Raw genomic sequence first — 17,749 nt, 5'->3', positions numbered from 1 at the left:
GCATTCGGCTGCGATAATGCCGCCAGGGGCGACGCGCAATGGGCGCGGACGTAAGCAGGAACAGGACGTGGCGTGGGCGGCAGGCAGGTGCGTTTCGAAACAGGGGCGGTGCTTGTCCTGCTGCTGGTGTGGTTGGCAATGCCGTGGCTGGGCCATGCGCGCAGCGTCGACGCCGGCCGCGATTACCTTCTCGTCGGCACCGCGACGGCCGAACCCACCCCCCATCGCGCGTGCACACCGCAGATGCTGGCTGGCCCGCGCCAGCAGACACGGGTGGATGCACCGCCGGGAGGCTGGTCCGGCGAGCCGCAGGCGCTGGATGTCTTCAACGTCTTTGCCGGCGAAGTGCGGCTGCAGCACGGTGACCGCGAAATCTGCGGCAACATGCAGGACGCGCGCACCCGCGATTCGCGCTTCCGTGCGGGCATCGGCATGGTCGCGGTACCCGCCGCCGGCAGCCACGAGCCTTTCCTGGTCTCCTGGCAGACGCCGCTGAAGGCGCGTTGGGTTCCGACATTGCAGCTGGGTGCGCCCAGCCCGGTGCAGCAGAACGATACTGCCCGGCTGTTGGTGCGCGCCGCGTGCATCGCCGTGGCGATCGCGCTGGCGCTGTCGGCGCTGATGGCCTATCTGACCACCCGTGACCGCAGTTTCCTGATGTACATCGGTGCCACGCTGGTGCTGGTGCTGTGGCAGTCGATCCTCGGTGGCCTCAGCGGCTATCCCGAACCCTGGCTGCGGGTCGGTGGTCGCGGTGACTGGTGGCTGCTGGCGCTGACGGCGGCGACACAGGCGCTGGTATTGCCGGCATTGTGGCGCTTGAACGGCGGCGACCGGGTACTGCCGCGTTCACGGGTGGGCCAGCACCTGGTGTTGTGGTCGCTGCTGGGGCTGGCGGCGCTGGTGCCATGGTTGCAGCGCGATGGTCTGGGCGTGGTCGCGCAGGTTCTGCAGGGGACCTTTGTCGTCGGCTGCGCACTGTCGCTGGCGATGGGCGTCTGGGCCCGCCTGCGCGGCGATGTCTGGTCGCTGGCAGGGCTGGCCGCACTGGCACCGATGCTGGTGCTGATCGTGGCCGACGCCGCCAGCGCGCACTGGCTGATGGCGTATCGGGTGGAGGCCCTGCAGCTGGCGGTCACCTGGCTGCTGATGATGGCGGCCTACGCGCTCAACCTGCGACTGGGCCGGCTGCGCCAGCAGCGCGATGAAATGCGCCAGCTCGCCGAGACCGACATGCTGACCGGTCTGCCCAACCGTCGCGCCGGCCTGCACCAGCTGGCCCAGCATCTGCACGCGGGCGAACGTGAGCGCGGGCCGCTGGTGATCGGCTTCCTCGATATCGATCTGTTCAAGGACATCAATGATCGTCATGGCCATGAAATCGGCGACCAGGTGCTGGTAGCCGTGGCCCGCGCGCTTCGCGCCGCTGTCCGCAGCGAGGACCAGGTGGTGCGGATGGGCGGCGAGGAGTTCCTGCTGCTGTTGCCGGGAATGCCGCGTGAGATCGCCGCCGCCCGGCTGGAACGCCTGCGCCAGCGCATTACCGAGACCTGCCGGGACCTGCAGGTGCCCGGCCTGGAGGTGACCGCGAGCATAGGCCTGGCACAGTGGCGGCCCGCCGAGGATGACCTGGCGGCGCTGCTGCGACGGGCCGACCACGCCATGTATGTGGCCAAGCGCAGTGGCCGTAACCGGGTGTTTGATGGCGAAACCGGGGATCCGTTGGCCACGGCATGAGGCGGGAAGGGCGGTGATGCCGGATAATGGGGCGATGACCAGCCGACTCAACAAATACATCGCCGACACCGGCTTCTGCTCCCGCCGGGAGGCCGATCGCCTGATCGCCGCCCGCCGGGTCACCGTCAATGGCCATGCCGCCGGCACCGGCGCGGTGGTCGGCGAGGAGGACAAGGTGCTGGTCGACGGCCAGCCGTTGCGCGTGCGGACTGCCCGCAAGCCGGGTGCCCGCCGCCACGTGTACATCGTGCTGAACAAGCCGGTGGGCGTGACCTGCACCACCGAAAGCACGGTGAAGGGCAACATCGTCGACTTCGTCGGCCACGAACAGCGCATCTTCCCGATCGGCCGCCTCGATAAAGAGTCGGAAGGCCTGATCCTGATGACCAGCAACGGCGACATCGTCAATCAGATCCTGCGCGCCGAAAACGGCCACCAGAAGGAGTACCTGGTGGCGGTGAACAAGCCGGTCACCGACGAATTCCTGCGCGGCATGGCCCGCGGCGTGCGCATCCATGACCAGATGACCCTGCCGTGCAAGACCTCACGGATCGCCAAGTTCGGTTTCCGCATCACCCTGCAGCAGGGCCTGAACCGGCAGATCCGGCTGATGTCGGCCGAGTTCGGCTACCGCGTGACCCAGCTGCGCCGCGTGCGCATCGACAACATCAAGATCGGTGCGCTGAAGCCCGGCCAGTGGCGCAACCTGACCGAGCAGGAGCTGCACGGCCTGTTGCCGCAGCAGCAGGACTGGTAAACGACGTCTGTAGAGCCGAGCCCATGCTCGGCTGCCGTGGCCCGGGTGCAGCCGAGCATGGGCGCGGCTCTACATCGGCTAGACTTTGCGGCGACCTGCCGGAACGTGACGCTGCATGATCAAGCCCGACAAGCCTGCCAACGAAGCGCTGCGACTGGAGGCGCTGTATCGCTACCGGATCCTCGATTCCGAACGCGAGCGCTCTTTCGATGATCTGGTGGCCATCGCCAAGGCGGTCTGTGGCACGACGATGGCGGCCGTGACCCTGATCGACGTCGAGCGGCAGTGGTTCAAGTCGATACAGGGCATCGATGCGGCCGAGAACCTGCGCAGTGAATCGATGTGCGGTCATGCCATCCTGCAACCGCAGGAGATCATGGTGGTCGAGGACGCGCTGCAGGACGTGCGCTTCCACGACAACCCGGTGGTGACCGGCGACCCGCACGTACGCTTCTATGCCGGCGCCCCGCTGATCAGCAGTGACGGCCTGCCGTTGGGCACGCTGTGCGTGTTCGACGCGCGCCCGCAGCACCTGGCAAGCGACAAGGCCGAGGCGCTGGCCGCGCTGTCGCGGCAGGTGATGCTGGTGATGGAGCTTCGCCGCTTCGCGCTGGACATCCAGAAGCACATGCTTGAGCGTGACGACTACGAGCGGCTGCTGTCGGACTACCACGACGTGCTGCTGGCACAGAATGCCGACCTGGCCGAACAGAGCCGGACCGATGCGCTGACCGGCCTGCCCAACCGGCGGGCGCTGGCAGCTGCGCTGGGTGAAGCCGTGGTTGCCGCCGATGGCCAGGCACGGCAGGCCTGCGTGGCATTGGTGGACATCGACCATTTCAAGCACATCAATGATTTCCAGGGCCATGCGACCGGTGACCGGGTGCTGGCCGAACTGGGTGTGCTGCTGCGCTCGCATTTCGCAGGGCGCGGCATGGCCGCACGCTACGGCGGTGAGGAATTCGTTGCACTGATGCCGGACGTGGACCTGCGCACCGCCGAGTTGCAATGCGAGTTCCTGCGCGTGGCGGTGGCCAACCTGCCGCTGGGCTTCCCGGTGACGATCAGCATCGGCGTGGCGCAGCACCGGCCCGATGAAACCTCCGAGCAGACCCTGGCCCGTGCCGATGCTGCGCTGTACCGGGCCAAGGGCGCCGGCCGCAACCGGGTGGAAGTGGCGCCCTGACCACCGGGGCGGCTGCGGTGGATCCACGCCAAGCCTGGACGCACCCGTAATCCACACCATGCGTGGATGCACCCGTAGATCCACGCCATGCGTGGATGGCTCGGCACGTTCCGTGCAGTCGCAGCCATTGCGATGCCCGCACGGCACCCTCAACGTCTCACTGCAAGGACGTCGACCATGCTGCAGACCCTGGCCATCGCCAATTACCGATCACTGCACGGGCTGGTGCTGCCGATGCAGCGCCTCAACGTCGTCACCGGCGACAACGGCAGTGGTAAATCCAGCCTGTACCGCGCGCTGCGCCTGCTGGCGGAAACCGCGCAAGGAGGCGTCGCGGCGGTACTCGCCCGCGAGGGCGGATTGGGTTCGGCACTCTGGGCGGGTCCGGAAAAGATCGACCGCAGGGTGCTGGCCGGCGAGATTCCGTTGCAGGGCGGGCCACGGCAGGAATCGGTAGGGCTCAAGCTGGGCTTCGCAACCGATGAATTCGGCTACGCCATCGACCTCGGCTATCCGCCGCCGAGTCGATCGGCCTTCGCGCTGGACCCGCTGATCAAGGCCGAAGCGATCTGGGCAGGCCCGTTCCTGCGCAGCGCCAATCTGCTGGTCGACCGTCGCGGCGCGCTGGTGCGGCAGCGGCACGCGCGTGGCTGGGACCTGGTGGACGACCGCCTTTCACTGTTCGACAGCCTGTTCACCCAGGTGGGCGATCCGCAGCGCATGCCGGAAGCCATCACATTGCGCGAGTACATCCGCCGTTGGCGCTTCTACGACCACTTCCGCAGCGATGCCGACGCCCCGGCGCGACAACCGGCGATGGCGACCCGCACGCCGGTGCTGCATCACGACGGCCGTGACCTCGCCGCCGCCTGGGTGACGATCCAGGAAATCGGCGATCCGCAGGCGCTGGCACACAGTGTTGAAGATGCATTCCCGGGCGCGACGGTCAGCTTCGAGGCGCTGGATGGCCGCCTCGCGCTGCGCTTCCACCAGCCCGGCCTGCTGCGGCCACTGTCGATGGCTGAACTGTCCGACGGCACGTTGCGCTTCCTGTTGCTGGCAGCGGCGCTGCACACGCCTCGGCCGCCGCCGCTGCTGGTGCTCAATGAGCCGGAGACCAGCCTGCATCCGGATCTCCTTCCGGCGCTGGCACGTCTGATCATCGCCGCTAGTGCGCGCAGCCAGGTCTGGGTCGTATCACATGCCACGCGCTTGATCGCCGCACTGGAGCAGGCGTCGCATTGCCATTCCATGCACCTGTTCAAGGAGCACGGGCGCACGCTGCTGAGCGGGCAGGGCCTGCTGGACGTGCCGGCCTGGCACTGGCCGCAACGCTGAGGCCAGTGCCGGGTAGATCCACGCGGTGCGTGGGCGCCCTCAATCAGCGATGTTGCGCGCTTCGGATGTGCCGAGGATTTCCGGATGCTGCACGCGCGTGCGGCGGTTGAGCAGCGGATGCAGGAACACGGCACCGACAATGATCGCCACGCCAAGGTAGAACCATGGGGTGACTTCATGTTGTTCGCGCAGCAGTACCACGGCCAGCACCACGGCGTAGACCGGTTCCAGGTTGGTGACCAGCTGCACGGTGTAGGCGCTGAGGTGGCGCAGTGCGACCAGGGCCAGGGCGAACGGCAGCAGCGTGCATACACCGGCCAGCACCAGCAGCAGGATGCCGTCGTGCAGGTCGGGAACGATCCACAACGGGCTGGCCAGCGCCGGCAGCAGGTACGGCATCAGCGGTGCCAACAGGGTCAGGGTGATCGTACCGGCGCCCAGCTCCAGCGCGGTGACCGTCAGCGGATCGGCATGGCTGACCATGCGCTTGTTGAGCGAGCCGAACACTGCCACCAGCAGGGCCGAGAGCGCGCCGATCAACACGCCCATGCGCATGCCGTCGGGCACACCGCCCACCACCAGTGCCACACCGGGTAGCACGGCCAGGCCGAAGGCCAGCTCGCGCATCTGGAACGGGCGTTTGGCCACCCACGGTTCGATGATTGAAGTGAACACCGGTGCCAGGGCGATGCAGGTCGCGGCAACCGAGGCATTGGCCAGCTTCACCGCGCCATAGAACGTCAGCCAGTGCAGCGCGACCAGCGCGCCGATGCCGGCATAGCCGGCGACCAGCCGTAGCGGCAACGTGCGCAGCCCGCGCCAGACCCGCGGCAGCAGCGCCAGCATCGCCACCACCAGCAGCATCCGCCACCACACCAGCGGCAGCGCAGGCAGGGTGATCAACTTGCCGAGGATGGCGGTGACGCCCCACAGCAGGACACAGAAGTGGATCTGCCACAGCGCTTTGCGGGTGTCGGGTGTGCTCATCGGCGTATTGTGAGGCAAGGCGCATCGGCGGGCGATGCCTGTGGCATGCTCGCGGCGTTATCTTGGGGGAACCGTGCATGCCTGCTGCCCGTTTTTTCCTGCTGCGCGGCTGGGCGCTGTTGACCGCGTTGGCCGCGGCCGCGTCACTGCTGCTGCAGTTTGCCCTGCTGATGCGCGATGTGGGCGCCAGCCTGAGCCTCGGCGTGGCGAGCCTGCGCTTCTTCAGCTACTTCACCATCCTCAGCAATCTGGCCGTCTGCCTGGGCTGTGCTTGGCTGTGCAGCGGCCGCGCACTTCGGCCGACCGTGGCCGCCACCCTGGCACTATGCATCGGCGTCACCGGCATGATCTATCTGCTGGCGTTGCAGGGGCTGTGGCAGCCAACGGGCCTGCAATGGTGGGCCGATGTCGGCCTGCACTACGTGGTTCCGCTGCTGTACTTGGCCGGCTGGACCGGGCTGCTGCCCCACGGCGGCTTGCGCTGGCACGCGCTGGGCGCGGTCCTGCTGGTGCCGCTGGGCTACCTGGCGTGGGCCATGCTGACGACGTCCTGGCTGGGCAGCGCACCGTATCCGTTCCTGGACGTGCAGCAGATCGGAGCGCGCGCATTCGGCCTGAACGTACTGCGCGTCGGCGGGGTGTTCGTGCTGGGCTGGACCCTGCTGTGGGCTATGGATGGCTGGCGCCGTCGATGAGCCGTTGCAGCGCCATCGCCGCAGCCGGGTTGCGCGCCTTGCCGGCGCCGATGCACAGCAGGTAGACCTCGCGCGGTGCGGCAACGGCCGGTGGGGCCAGGCAGGGCAGGTCGTCCACCGCCTCGCCGCGCGACCAGCACCGCGCGCGGCCGGTCCAGCGCTGCTGCATCGACAGGGGAAGACCTTCCGCCAGTCTGGCCTGGCTGCGCTTGATCCGTGCATAGACAAAACCAGCGGTGATGTCGCCGTACAACGGTGATTCGTCGCTGTCTTCGATCACCAGGGCCACCCCATGCCGGCGCGCTGCTTCGACCAGTTCCGGCCCATGCATGCTGGCGTTGCGCACCTCCAGCGCATGCTGCAACGCCATTCCATCCCGCTGCCGTGGCAGCTGTGCCATGAAAGCGTCCAGCGCTTCGGCATCGGCCGGGTGCCGCGGGTCGAACTGCCAGAGCAACGGGCCGAGCCTGTCGCCCAGCGCGACGGCCGCTTCCAGGAACGAACCCGCAGCCTCGATCGTGGCGGACAGGTCGCGGCGCTGCACCAGATGGCGCGGCGCTTTCATCGAGAAGCGGAAACCCGTCGGCGTCTGCGCTGCCCATTGCGAACACTGGGCCGCTGTCGGGGTGCGGTAGAAGGTGCCGTTGATCTCGATGCAGCGCAACGCACGACTGGCGAAGGCCAGCTCTTCGCGCTGGATCAACCCTGGCGGATAGAAGGCGCCACCCCGCCATTGCGGGAACACCCAGCCGCCGATACCGCAGCGCACCGGCAGTGCGGATGCTGACCGTGCCGTCATTGCGTGTGTTCCGCTCGCCACGGATCGTAACTGCCGAACCACCACAGGTAGCCTTCCGGGTCGGCGCAGGCATAGCCACGGCCACCGTAGGCCTGGTCGGCGATATCGATGACGATGCGTGCGCCGGCGGCCTTGGCCCGTGCGTAGTGGGCGTCGACATCGGTGACGATCACGCAGGCGCTCTGGGTCTGACGGCCATCGACTTCATCGGGCATCACCGCCAGCTTGGCCCATTCGCCGCTGTTGCTGGCAGATCCAAGCATGATCATGCCCTGGCCGAACACCAGCTGTGCGTGGTGCACGGTATCGCCGTCGGCGTACACGGCCTGCGCGTGGAAGCCGAACGCGCGCTGCAGCCAGTCGATGGCGGCCAGCGCATCGCGGTAGCGCAGGCACGGAATGATGGTGGAGCCGTTGCTGCTCTGGCCGTTTGCACCCATGACACCCCTCCTATGGCACAGGGCAGGCTGCACCCCGGGCCGTTACCATCGCGCGAAACCCCGGTGACGGCCTGCACATGGCCGCTACCCCTGTTCGGAGATGGTGCTGGATGAAAACCTGGATCGGAGGAGCCGTGCTGCTTGCGTGCACGACCATGGCCAATGCGGCGACCCCGCAGCAGCTGCAGGACCTGGACGCGACCGTCGAACGCGTGCGCGCGCAGTTCGACGTGCCCGGCATCGCCGTGGCCGTGGTCAAGGACGGGCAGGTGGTGCTGGAACGCGGCTGGGGCGTGCGCGAACTGGGCAAGCCGGCGCCGGTCGAGGCCGATACCCTGTTCGCCATCGCCTCCAACACCAAGGCCTTCACTGCCACCTCGCTGAACCTGCTGGCCGAGGACGGCAAGCTGAAGATGGACGACAAGGTGATCGATCACCTGCCGTCGTTCCGCATGTCCGATCCGTTCGTAACCGGGCAGATGACGATCCGCGACCTGCTTTCGCACCGCAGTGGCCTGAGCCTGGGCGCGGGCGATCTGCTGTTCTGGCCGACCACCTCCTACAGCAATGCTGAAGTCGTGCAGCGCCTTGGCCAGGTGCCGCTGAAAGGCGGTTTCCGCGAGCGCTATGCCTACGACAACATCCTGTATGCAGTCGCCCAGCAGGTGATCGAGCACGTCTCGGGCATGAGCTACCAGCAGTTCCTGCAGACGCGCATCTTCGACAAGGTCGGCATGGCCGGCACGCGTTACAACGCCGATCACCTCAAGGCCGGTGACAACGCTGCGGTCGGTCACGCCAAATACGATTTCAAGGACCTGCGCACCGTTGCGCCGTTGACCTGGTCGAACAACGCCGGTGCCGGTGGCATCTATTCCAGCGCCCACGACATGGCGCGCTGGATGCAGGTGCAGCTGGCCGAAGGCAAGCTGGCCGATGGCACGCCGCTGTTCACTGCCAAGAGCCAGCAGCAGATGTGGCAGATGATCACGCCGCAGACGATTCCGGCGCCGAGCGTGCCGGAGCTGGCGCCGGCGCGGGCCAACTTTGCCGGCTATGGCGAGGGCTGGAGCCTGAGCGACTATCGCGGGCAGAAGCTGGTCTGGCACACCGGTGGCTGGCCGGGCATGGTTTCGCGGCTGACCTTGGTGCCAGGCGAGAAGCTGGGCGTGGTGGTGCTGACCAACCAGGAAGTGGGTGCGGCGTTCAACGCGATCACGCTGAGCGTGCTTGATGCTTACCTGGGCGGTGAAAAGCACGACTGGGTGGATGCCTATGCGAAGGGCGTGGCCAAGGGCCAGGACAAGGCCGACGAAGCATGGGCCAAGCACCAGGCGGCGCGCGACAAGGGCAGCAGGCCGTCGTTGCCGCTGGCCGGGTATGCGGCGACCTATCGCGACCGCTGGTATGGCGACATGGTCATCCGCGCGGAAGGCAAGGACCTCCGGCTGCGCTTCGCAAGGACGGCACAACTGAGCGGCCACCTGGAACACTGGCAGCACGACACCTTCATCGTGCGCTGGGACGATCGCTCGCTCAATGCCGACGCGTTCGTGAATTTCAGCCTGGACCCGGATGGAAAAGTGCGCGAGGTGCGCATGCAGCCGATCTCCGACCTGACCGACTTCAGCTTCGACTTCCAGGATCTGCTGTTCACCCCGGTGAAGTAACGCCGCCGGGCATGGCCCGGCGCTACCCGGAACTGGTGGTGATCGTCGGCCGGCGTACACATGCGGCGTGGGATACTCCGCCGGCTATCGATGGCGAGGGAATGCGATGTTCCGTTGGTTTGAATCCCTGATTCCGGTGTTTCCGCCCATTGACGGGCGCATGCCGCCGCGCACCGTGGTGCCGTTCTACCTGCACTACCTGCGGCCGGTATGGCCGGTGCTGCTGGCCACCCTGATCGCCGGCCTGCTGCTGGCGCTGGTGGAAGTGGCGATGTTCGATTTCCTCGGCCGCATCGTCGACATGGTCGCCGAGCAGCCCGGCGCGGACTTCTTCCAGCGCCATGCCGACACGCTCGGCTGGATGCTGTTCATCACGGTCATCGCGCGCCCGATCCTGGTCGGCCTGCACAATCTGCTGGTCAACCAGGCCATCGTGCCGGGGCTGAGCAACCGGTCGCGCTGGCTGATGCACAACTACGTGGTGCGGCAGAGCCTGAGCTTCTTCCAGAACGACTTCGCCGGCAGCATGGCCAACCGGGTGATGCAGACCGGTACCTCGCTGCGCGAGTCGGCGGTGCAGATGGTCGATTCGCTCTGGTACATCGTGGTCTACACCGGCACCGCGCTGTACCTGTTCGCGCAGGCCGACTGGCGGTTGATGGTGCCGCTGATCCTGTGGCTGCTGGCCTACGTGGTGATCATGATCTACTTCGTGCCGCGCGCGAAGCAACGCGCCTGGATCGCCTCGGAGGCGCGCTCCAAGGCGATGGGACGCATCGTCGATGGCTACACCAACATTCCCACTCTGAAGCTGTTCGCCCATGGTGGCCGCGAACAGGCCTATGTCGCCGATTCGATCCAGGAACTGGTGGTCAAGCACCGCGCGCAGACCCGGATCACCACCGGCATGGACCTGACCATCGCCATCGTCAACGGTTTCCTCATCGCCGGTACCTGCGGCCTGGCGCTGTGGTTGTGGAACGGCGGCCACATCACCGTTGGCGCGATCACCCTGGCGACCGGCCTGGTGATCCGCATCCACAACATGTCCGGCTGGATCATGTGGACCATCAACGGCATCTTCGAGGACATCGGCACCGTGCAGGATGGCATCACCACCATCGCCCAGCCGCTGACCGTGCAGGATCGCGAGGATGCCGTACCGCTGCAGGTGACGCGTGGCGGTGTGCATTTCCAGGATGTGCATTTCCATTACGGCAAGAAGGGCGGCGTGATTGCTGGCCTGGACCTGGTGGTGAAGCCGGGTGAGAAGATTGGCCTGGTCGGCCCGTCCGGTGCCGGCAAGTCGACGCTGGTGAACGTGCTGCTGCGGCTGTATGACCTGGAAAGTGGACGCATCCTGATCGACGATCAGGACATCGCCTACGTCACCCAGGAAAGCCTGCGCCAGCAGATCGGTGTGGTCACCCAGGACACCTCGCTGCTGCACCGTTCGATCCGCGACAACCTGCTGTACGGCCGCCCGGATGCGACCGATGAGCAGCTGCGCGCGGCGGTGGCCAAGGCGCGCGCGGAGGCGTTCATCGATACGCTGGTCGACGGCGAAGGGCGTCGTGGCTACGACGCGCATGTCGGCGAGCGCGGCGTGAAGCTGTCCGGTGGCCAGCGCCAGCGCATCGCGATTGCCCGCGTGCTGCTGAAGGATGCGCCGATCCTGGTGCTGGACGAGGCGACCTCGGCGCTGGACTCGGAAGTGGAAGCGGCGATCCAGGACAACCTGGACGAATTGATGGGCGGCAAGACGGTGATCGCGATCGCGCACCGCCTGTCGACCATCGCGCGCATGGACCGGCTGGTGGTGATGGACCAGGGCCGCATCGTCGAGACCGGTACCCATGCCGAACTGATCGATGCCGGCGGCCTCTATGCGCGCTTGTGGGCGCGGCAGACCGGGGGCTTCGTGGCCGCCGAGCAATAACCATGGATGCACGACAGTAGGTCCACGCCATGCGTGGATGCTCACGCCGGATGATGCAACGTCGCCTCGGGTCGACCGGGCGGATAATGCAGGCTGGTCCGCTCCCGGTCATCGCCATGCCCTGCCACTTCTTTCGCGGCCTGTTGCTTGCAGTGGCCCTGGTTGCCGGCATTGCCATCCAGCCCGTGGCGGCTGCACCTGGCGCGCTGGCTGGCCGTCCAGTGGGGGACGAGCAGTTGCAGCAGGTCGTGCTGCTCAGTCGCCACAACCTGCGCGCGCCACTTGTGTCTTCCGGCGCGCTGGCCGAGGCTGCGGCGGACCGCTGGGCAGCTTGGGACGTCGCGCCGGGCGAGCTGACCACCAAGGGCGGTGTGCTCGAGGTCTACATGGGCCGCTACCTGGGCCAGTGGCTGCGGCAGGCACAGCTGCTGCCGGCAACGGGCTGCCCGCAGCCGGGCGACTTCCACGCGCACGCCAACAGCCTGCAGCGTACCCAGGCGACCGCGCAGTTCTTCATCGCCGGCGCATTCCCGGGCTGCCACGTGACGGTGGAGCAGCGCAGGCCGCTGGGCACGATGGACCCGCTGTTCGATCCAGTGATCCATCGCGATGACGCCGGTTTCCAGCGCCGCGCGCTGCGTGCCATGCAGAAGGCCGACGCGAAGGCGCAGCTGGGTGCGGACCTGCAGGTGGTGGATGACGTGGTCGACCACGCGGCATCGCCGGCTTGCATGGGGCGCCGCCCGTGCACGCTGCGCGCGGACGACAGCACGTTCCGCGTGGAGGCGGGCAAGGAGCCCGGCGCCACCGGCTCGCTGGCCCTGGCCAACGGCATGGTCGATGCGCTGTTGATGGAGGAGTACCAGAACGCCGCAGGCACTGCAGTGGGGTGGGGCAGGTTGCAGGACGATGCGCAGTGGCAGGCCTTGGCGCGGGTCCGTAATGGGTACCAGGACATCCTGTTCGGCACGCCGGAAGTGGCGCGCGACGTGGCGGCTCCGTTGCTGTCGCACGTTGCGGCACTGTTCCAAGCGCCGGCGTCGCCGAAGGTAACGCTGCTGGTCGGTCACGATTCCAATATCGGCTCGGTGCTGGCCGCGCTGGGCATCTCGGACTACGCGCTGCCAGGCCAGTACGAAAAGACGCCGATCGGTGGCCTGCTGCAGTTCGAGCGCTGGCGTGACCGCCACAGCGGCGTGGAGCGGATCCGCCTGACCTATGTCTACCCGACCACCACGCAGCTGCGCGAAGCGCTGCCGCTGACCGATGCACAGCCGCCGGGCCGCGTCGAGCTGCCCTTGCCGGGCTGTGCTGAGCAAGGTTGCAGCAGTGCCCAATTCCAGCAGCTGCTGCAGCGGGAGCGTCGCTGATACAGACGGCTATCGCAATGGCGTGCGCACGATGCCGTGCGCGGCCATCAACGTAAGGTCGCCGCCCAGTCGGGGCGAGTGGAACGGGCCGCGTGCGTGCACTGCGTCGAATAGACCACCATCCGGTGAGCGCAAGCGGTAGAACTCCACCCAGCCGCTGACCTGTAGCGACTGTTGTTCGACGCCCGCTTGTTCGTTGAACCACGCCGGGTTGGTGCCGCCCTCGATGACCCGCCGCGCGAGCCGGTCGATGGCGTGGTCGTTGCCGGTGTACCAGTCCTGGCCGCGCAGACGCGCCAGTTCGGCCATCATCACCAGTGGTGCCAGCGCGTAGTCGTGGTAGTGCAGGGCGCGCTGCCCGCGCGCCATTTCCAGCGGCAGGCTGCCATCGGCCTGGATGTCATCGATGCCCTTCTGGAAGATGGCACGGCCGGCCTGCCACAAGGCGTCGTCATCTATAGCCAGGCCAGTGGCGAGCACGCCCAGGCCGGTCCAGTAAAAGTGGTTGTTGCGGCGCCGTTTCGGGTTGACCCAATACGCCAGGTTGGCCTGGGCCAGCTGCCGCAGCCATGGATCGATGCGCGCGCGCTGCCCGGCGCCGGCCTGGTCGTGCACCTTCAGGTACGCCATCGCCACGGCATCGAGCATCCACTGCCGCATGTAGAACGATTGGTCGTTGTTGACGCGCACCATCTGCCCGAGCATGGCGCCGTCCTTCGCCCAAGCGTCGAGCCAGGCCAGCGTGCATTGCGCGGCGGCGGGGTCACCGTTGCGCAGGTAGTCATCGCTCATGCGGGCCACGTCGGCGGCGTAGCGGTCCAGTGGCGCGGTGGCGTCTCTGTTCTGTTGCTGCCGTGCAGGGTCGATCTGCGAACCGGCCTTGTCGGTGTAATAGCCCAGGGCGCGGATGTCGGGCTCGCCGCGCGGCGGCGCGGGGCAGGTCGCACCGGCACTTGCGGTGGCCAGCAGCGCGGCAAGCAGCAGGAGGGGGCGTATCGTCAGCTGCATGGGGCCTCCGCGTCACAGCCTGCAGGGTACGCCCATGAACGGCCGTCGGGGGACCTAGGGAGTCGGGTAATGGATCTGGATCGAGAGGGTCGTGTCCTGCAGCAGTGCCACCGCCCGGCGCGGGCGCTGCTCGCTGCGGATGCAGACAGGATCATTCCAGCTGATCCGCGAGGCCAGCTCCGGGAACTGCCTGCGCGCGTCATCAGCTTCGAGCAGCAGTCCGCCACGCTGGCGGCAGGTGCGCATCAGCCCCCGCGCGAGGTCAGCGGGCAGGCGGTAGCCCAGTGATCTGATCCGGTCGTTACCGAGGTCGAGGCGGATGCCGCTTCGCGGCCTGTGGGTTCCCGTGTCCCAGCGGGAGCTGAGGCCGGCCGGGAAATCAAAACCGGCGATGCGCTCGATGTCGCGTCGATCCGCGCGGCTGCGTTGCGGGATCATCACCAGCATCACCAGCACGAACAACGCGATCGAGCCGTAGACGATCCATCGCCCGCGGCGACTGCTCGGCGTGATCGACATCCCGAAGAATTCAATATTCATGCAGCTTCCATGCAGGTGGCACATCAGCGTGCAGCGCACGCCGGGGCCGCGGATCATCGCAGGATTCCCATGGGCTTGCCCAGAGGGAATCACGCCTGCGCTGGGGCGGTCACCGATAAGCAGACGGCCCGGGTTGCCCCGGGCCGTCCTTTATTTCCATCCATGCATGACGCAGGTTTACTGGATCGGCTGGTCCAGCATCAGCTGGCGGGCGAAGCGCACCGGCGGCGCGCCGTAGGACAGCATCTGGTCGTGGTAGGCCTTCAGGTTGAACTTGTCGCCCAGCTTGTCCTGCATCGCCTTGCGGGTGTCGAAGTGTTCCTGCGCACCGACGAAGTAGGTCGGCAGCTGTGCCGAGGTCAGCTGCGCACGCACCCACTTGCCCGAGGCTTCGCTTTCCTGTTGGAAGGCGTCGTGGGTCATCAGGTGCATCGCCTTCTCGCGATCCCAGTTGTCCACGTGCACGCCCTGGTCGAGGATCGCGTTGGAGATCGTGCGCAGGTAGAACTTCAGCTGCACCAGGTGGAACAGCGGGTCGTTGTTGAGGTAACCCTGCTCCTGCATCATGCGCTCGGTGTAGACCGCCCAACCTTCGGCGAACAGGCCCGAACGCAGCACGGCACGCAGGGTGGAGGGGAACTTGGCCGAATGCCAGCCTTCCAGGTAGTGGCCCGGGGTGCCTTCGTGGATGCTCAGCAAGTGGATCATGCGCGAGTTGTACTCACGCAGGAACGAGTCGACCTGCTTGTCGTTCCAGTCGTCCGGAATCGGCGACACGGCGTAGAAGGTCTTCAGGTTCTTGTCCAGCGGGCCCGGCGAATCGCAGTAGGCCACGGCCACGCCACGCTGGAATTCCGGCATCAGGATGATGTCCACCGGCGCGTCGGGCAGGGTCATCAGGTCGTGCTCGCGCACGAACGCGGTGGACTGCTCCAGTGCGGCCTTGGCATCGTCGACCACCTTGTCGCGCGCCGGCTTGTCGGCGTAGGCCAGCTCCAACGCAGCCTCGATCGCCTTCTGCTGCTGTTCGTCGGTCGGCTGCGCCGGCATGTCCGGTGCGCCCGGCTTGTCCTTCAGCACGGTCTGCGCGATGCCGTACATGTCCTCGCGCACGCGCTTCAGTTCGGCGCGCGCACGCTCACCGATCTCCTGTCGCGACAGCGAGGAATTCAGCGCGAACTTCAGCTTCTGGTCGTACTTCTCCGCACCGATGCGGAAGTCGCCCTTGGCATTCGGCACCAGGGTCTTGTCCAGCCAGGTCTGCTGCTCGTCCACGGCCTTCTTCAGGCCGTCGATGGCGGCCTGCAGGCGCTGCTGGTCGGCCTGCGGCAGCTCGCCGATGTGCGGGGTGATGAAGGTATCGACGATGCTGAGGATGCCCTTGTTCTGCTTGGCAACGGTCTCGGCGTGAATCTTCGGTACACGTGCCGGGTCCAGGTTCTCGCGTGCCTGGGCGAAGATCGCCGGCAGCTTCTCCATGCGCGCGGTGGCCGCCTTCAGGCGCTCCGGCAGCGGTGCGAACTCGCGCGCCATCAGGCCGTAGATCGCGCTGCCGGCAATGCCGTTGTACAGCTGCGGGTCCCACTTGCCGGACTGCATGACGTCGGCGTTCCAGATTTCCGACTGCAGCTGGTTGCGCAGGATCGCGGCATCCACCTGGTTCTCGCGGCCCAGCTTGGCGACGTCGATCTTGTCCAGCTCGCCCAGCAGGCCCTTGTAGGCGTCCACGGTCTTCTGCTGGCCGGCCGCGCTCAGGTCGTCGATCTCGCTGTCATAGCGGTGGTCGCCGATCTGGGTGGCGCTGACCGGGGACAGCTGCATCCAGGTGTCCAGAGCGCGCTTGGACAGGTCGGCGAAGGCGGCATCGACGGCGGCATCGCCGGCCTGCTGGCTGGCAGCCGGGGTGGAACCGTTGGTCGGGGCATCGGCCGGCTGGCAACCGGCGAGGGCGGCGACCAGGGCGAGGGCAAGGAGATGCGGGCGCATCGGCGTTCCTGTACTGGGATCAATCTCCGAGCATAGGCCCCCGGGGCGGCTTTGTCCCCGTGCCATAGGATTACCATGGGCGTACTCAAGGACCCTCCAGCGGAGCGCAGGACATGGAATACCAGGGAAGCTGCCATTGCGGCAGGATCGCATTCACGGTGCGGGCTGATGCACCCATCAAGGACGTCATCGACTGCAACTGCTCGATGTGCCGGCGCCGCGGCAGCCTGCTCTGGTTCGCCCCGCGCGAGGCGTTCCAGCTGGGCACCGACATTGCCGATGTGGCGACCTACCAGTTCAACACCCACAACATCGATCACCATCACTGCCGTGAGTGCGGCACCGCGCCGTACAGCGAGGCGGTGGACCCGCGCAGCGGCCTGCCGATGGTGGCGATCAACGTGCGCTGCCTGCCGCAGGTCGAGCTGGGTGGATTGTCGATCACCTCGTTTGACGGAGCGTCGCGATGACGGCGCGTCGCGCGTGGACGCGCGCGATGATCGTGCCGGCATTGCTGCTGGCGTTGGCTGCCTGTGCCAAACAGGGTGAGAGGGCCGCCGATGCCGGTGGTGCTGCCGAAGCGGGCGTAGCCTCGCCTGAAGGCGCTTTCCTGGCGTATGAGCACGATGTGCAGGTGCAGCTGGAAGCGGCGCAGATCGCGCCGCGCATCCAGCAGGTCGCACAGGCCTGCCAAAGCGGGAAGTTCGGGGATTGTGCGGTACTGCAGGTTGATCAGCGCAGTGGTGAGCAGCCCAGCGGTCAGGTCAAGGTCCGCATCGCACCGAAGGGCGTGGAATCGCTGATCGGCCTGGCCGGCGAAGGTGGCAAGCTGCAGGCGCGCAACACCCGTGCCGAGGACCTGGCCCAGCAGGTGGCCGACACCGCGCTGACCAAGGCTCGGCTGGAGAAGGAGCATGCGCGGTTGCTGTCCTACCAGGACCGCAAGGATCTGAAGATCGAAGACCTGATGGCGATCACCACGCGGCTTTCGGAGATCGAAGCGGGTGTCGAGCAGGCCAACAGGGATTCGGCGCAGCAGCGCAGGCGCATCGATACCCAGCTGGTGACGATGCATTTCGACACCACCTCGGGCCAGCGCAGCCGCAGCGAGATCGGCGAAGCGCTGAGCGAGTCCGGCAGCATTCTCAGCACCAGCGTGGCAGTCCTGATCCGTGCTGCGGCCGCATTGCTGCCGGTGGGCCTGGTGGCGCTGGTAATGGCCTGGATCGTCCGTGCACTGATCCGTCGCCGCCGCCGCAAGCTGCCGCCGAAAACCTGACCGGAAGAGGGAGTGCCG

At 67.0% G+C, this 17,749-nt stretch carries 16 protein-coding genes; 10 read left to right on the top strand and 6 right to left on the bottom strand.

The annotated features are described in order from the left end of the window. Nucleotides 1-72 precede the first annotated feature (72 nt). From HUT07_RS13060 to HUT07_RS13045, 4 genes are all read left to right on the top strand, one after another. Nucleotides 73-1,737, top strand: a complete 1,665-nt coding sequence (locus HUT07_RS13060) for a GGDEF domain-containing protein (protein WP_176021288.1) — start codon at nucleotides 73-75, stop codon at nucleotides 1,735-1,737. A gap of 34 nt (nucleotides 1,738-1,771) precedes the next feature. After that, the gene (locus tag HUT07_RS13055; RefSeq protein ID WP_176021287.1) at nucleotides 1,772-2,494 is read left to right on the top strand and encodes a pseudouridine synthase; all 723 of its coding nucleotides are present in this window, start codon (nucleotides 1,772-1,774) and stop codon (nucleotides 2,492-2,494) included. A 115-nt stretch (nucleotides 2,495-2,609) separates the two neighbouring features. Beyond that, nucleotides 2,610-3,680 (top strand): sensor domain-containing diguanylate cyclase, encoded by a 1,071-nt coding sequence (locus HUT07_RS13050; RefSeq protein WP_176021286.1) that lies wholly within the window; start codon nucleotides 2,610-2,612, stop codon nucleotides 3,678-3,680. A 177-nt stretch (nucleotides 3,681-3,857) separates the two neighbouring features. Beyond that, entirely contained in the window at nucleotides 3,858-5,018 is a 1,161-nt protein-coding gene (locus HUT07_RS13045) for an AAA family ATPase (protein WP_176021285.1), read from the top strand. A 39-nt stretch (nucleotides 5,019-5,057) separates the two neighbouring features. Here HUT07_RS13045 and HUT07_RS13040 read toward each other — a convergent pair whose 3' ends face one another. After that, nucleotides 5,058-6,005, bottom strand: a complete 948-nt coding sequence (locus tag HUT07_RS13040; RefSeq protein ID WP_176021284.1) for a DMT family transporter — start codon at nucleotides 6,003-6,005, stop codon at nucleotides 5,058-5,060. A 77-nt stretch (nucleotides 6,006-6,082) separates the two neighbouring features. Between HUT07_RS13040 and HUT07_RS13035 the strand changes: the two genes are divergently transcribed. Then, nucleotides 6,083-6,700, top strand: coding sequence for a Pr6Pr family membrane protein (locus HUT07_RS13035; RefSeq protein WP_176021283.1), 618 nt, complete (start codon nucleotides 6,083-6,085; stop codon nucleotides 6,698-6,700). Here HUT07_RS13035 and HUT07_RS13030 read toward each other — a convergent pair. Further along, nucleotides 6,675-7,499, bottom strand: a complete 825-nt coding sequence (locus HUT07_RS13030) for a DUF72 domain-containing protein (RefSeq protein ID WP_176021282.1) — start codon at nucleotides 7,497-7,499, stop codon at nucleotides 6,675-6,677. The two genes, HUT07_RS13035 and HUT07_RS13030, sit on opposite strands and share 26 nt — an antisense overlap. After that, entirely contained in the window at nucleotides 7,496-7,939 is a 444-nt protein-coding gene (locus HUT07_RS13025; RefSeq protein WP_176021281.1) for a VOC family protein, read from the bottom strand. Before HUT07_RS13025 ends, HUT07_RS13030 begins: the two co-directional genes overlap by 4 nt. A 110-nt stretch (nucleotides 7,940-8,049) precedes the next feature. Between HUT07_RS13025 and HUT07_RS13020 the strand changes: the two genes are divergently transcribed. The 3 genes from HUT07_RS13020 (at nucleotide 8,050) to agp (ending at nucleotide 12,918) form a co-directional block, all read left to right on the top strand. Then, entirely contained in the window at nucleotides 8,050-9,609 is a 1,560-nt protein-coding gene (locus HUT07_RS13020; RefSeq protein WP_176021280.1) for a serine hydrolase, read from the top strand. A 106-nt stretch (nucleotides 9,610-9,715) separates the two neighbouring features. Continuing rightward, entirely contained in the window at nucleotides 9,716-11,548 is a 1,833-nt protein-coding gene (gene smrA, locus HUT07_RS13015) for a multidrug efflux ABC transporter SmrA (protein ID WP_176021279.1), read from the top strand. Nucleotides 11,549-11,664: 116 nt separating this feature from the next. Continuing rightward, nucleotides 11,665-12,918, top strand: coding sequence for a bifunctional glucose-1-phosphatase/inositol phosphatase (agp, locus tag HUT07_RS13010; protein WP_254898864.1), 1,254 nt, complete (start codon nucleotides 11,665-11,667; stop codon nucleotides 12,916-12,918). 9 nt (nucleotides 12,919-12,927) lie between these two features. On the opposite strand, the gene HUT07_RS13005 is transcribed toward agp, so the two are convergent. The 3 genes from HUT07_RS13005 to HUT07_RS12995 form a co-directional block, all read right to left on the bottom strand. After that, complete coding sequence (locus HUT07_RS13005; protein WP_176021277.1) at nucleotides 12,928-13,926, bottom strand: polysaccharide lyase; 999 nt, start codon at nucleotides 13,924-13,926, stop codon at nucleotides 12,928-12,930. A gap of 54 nt (nucleotides 13,927-13,980) precedes the next feature. Beyond that, nucleotides 13,981-14,523 carry a hypothetical protein gene (locus HUT07_RS13000; protein WP_176021276.1) on the bottom strand — a complete coding sequence of 181 codons (543 nt, stop codon included), beginning with the start codon at nucleotides 14,521-14,523 and terminating at the stop codon, nucleotides 13,981-13,983. Nucleotides 14,524-14,643: 120 nt separating this feature from the next. Next, nucleotides 14,644-16,452, bottom strand: coding sequence for a DUF885 domain-containing protein (locus HUT07_RS12995; protein WP_176021275.1), 1,809 nt, complete (start codon nucleotides 16,450-16,452; stop codon nucleotides 14,644-14,646). A gap of 113 nt (nucleotides 16,453-16,565) precedes the next feature. On the opposite strand from HUT07_RS12995, the gene HUT07_RS12990 reads away from it, so the two are divergent. Both HUT07_RS12990 and HUT07_RS12985 read left to right on the top strand, forming a co-directional pair. Further along, entirely contained in the window at nucleotides 16,566-16,922 is a 357-nt protein-coding gene (locus HUT07_RS12990; RefSeq protein WP_176021274.1) for a GFA family protein, read from the top strand. Next, nucleotides 16,919-17,731 carry a DUF4349 domain-containing protein gene (locus HUT07_RS12985; RefSeq protein WP_176021273.1) on the top strand — a complete coding sequence of 271 codons (813 nt, stop codon included), beginning with the start codon at nucleotides 16,919-16,921 and terminating at the stop codon, nucleotides 17,729-17,731. The genes HUT07_RS12990 and HUT07_RS12985 overlap by 4 nt, the downstream gene beginning before the upstream one ends. The last annotated feature ends 18 nt before the right edge of the window (nucleotides 17,732-17,749 follow it).

The organism is Stenotrophomonas sp. NA06056, from assembly GCF_013364355.1.
Taxonomy (GTDB): Bacteria; Pseudomonadota; Gammaproteobacteria; order Xanthomonadales; family Xanthomonadaceae; genus Stenotrophomonas.
This window is presented reverse-complemented; position numbering and strand designations above follow the sequence as displayed.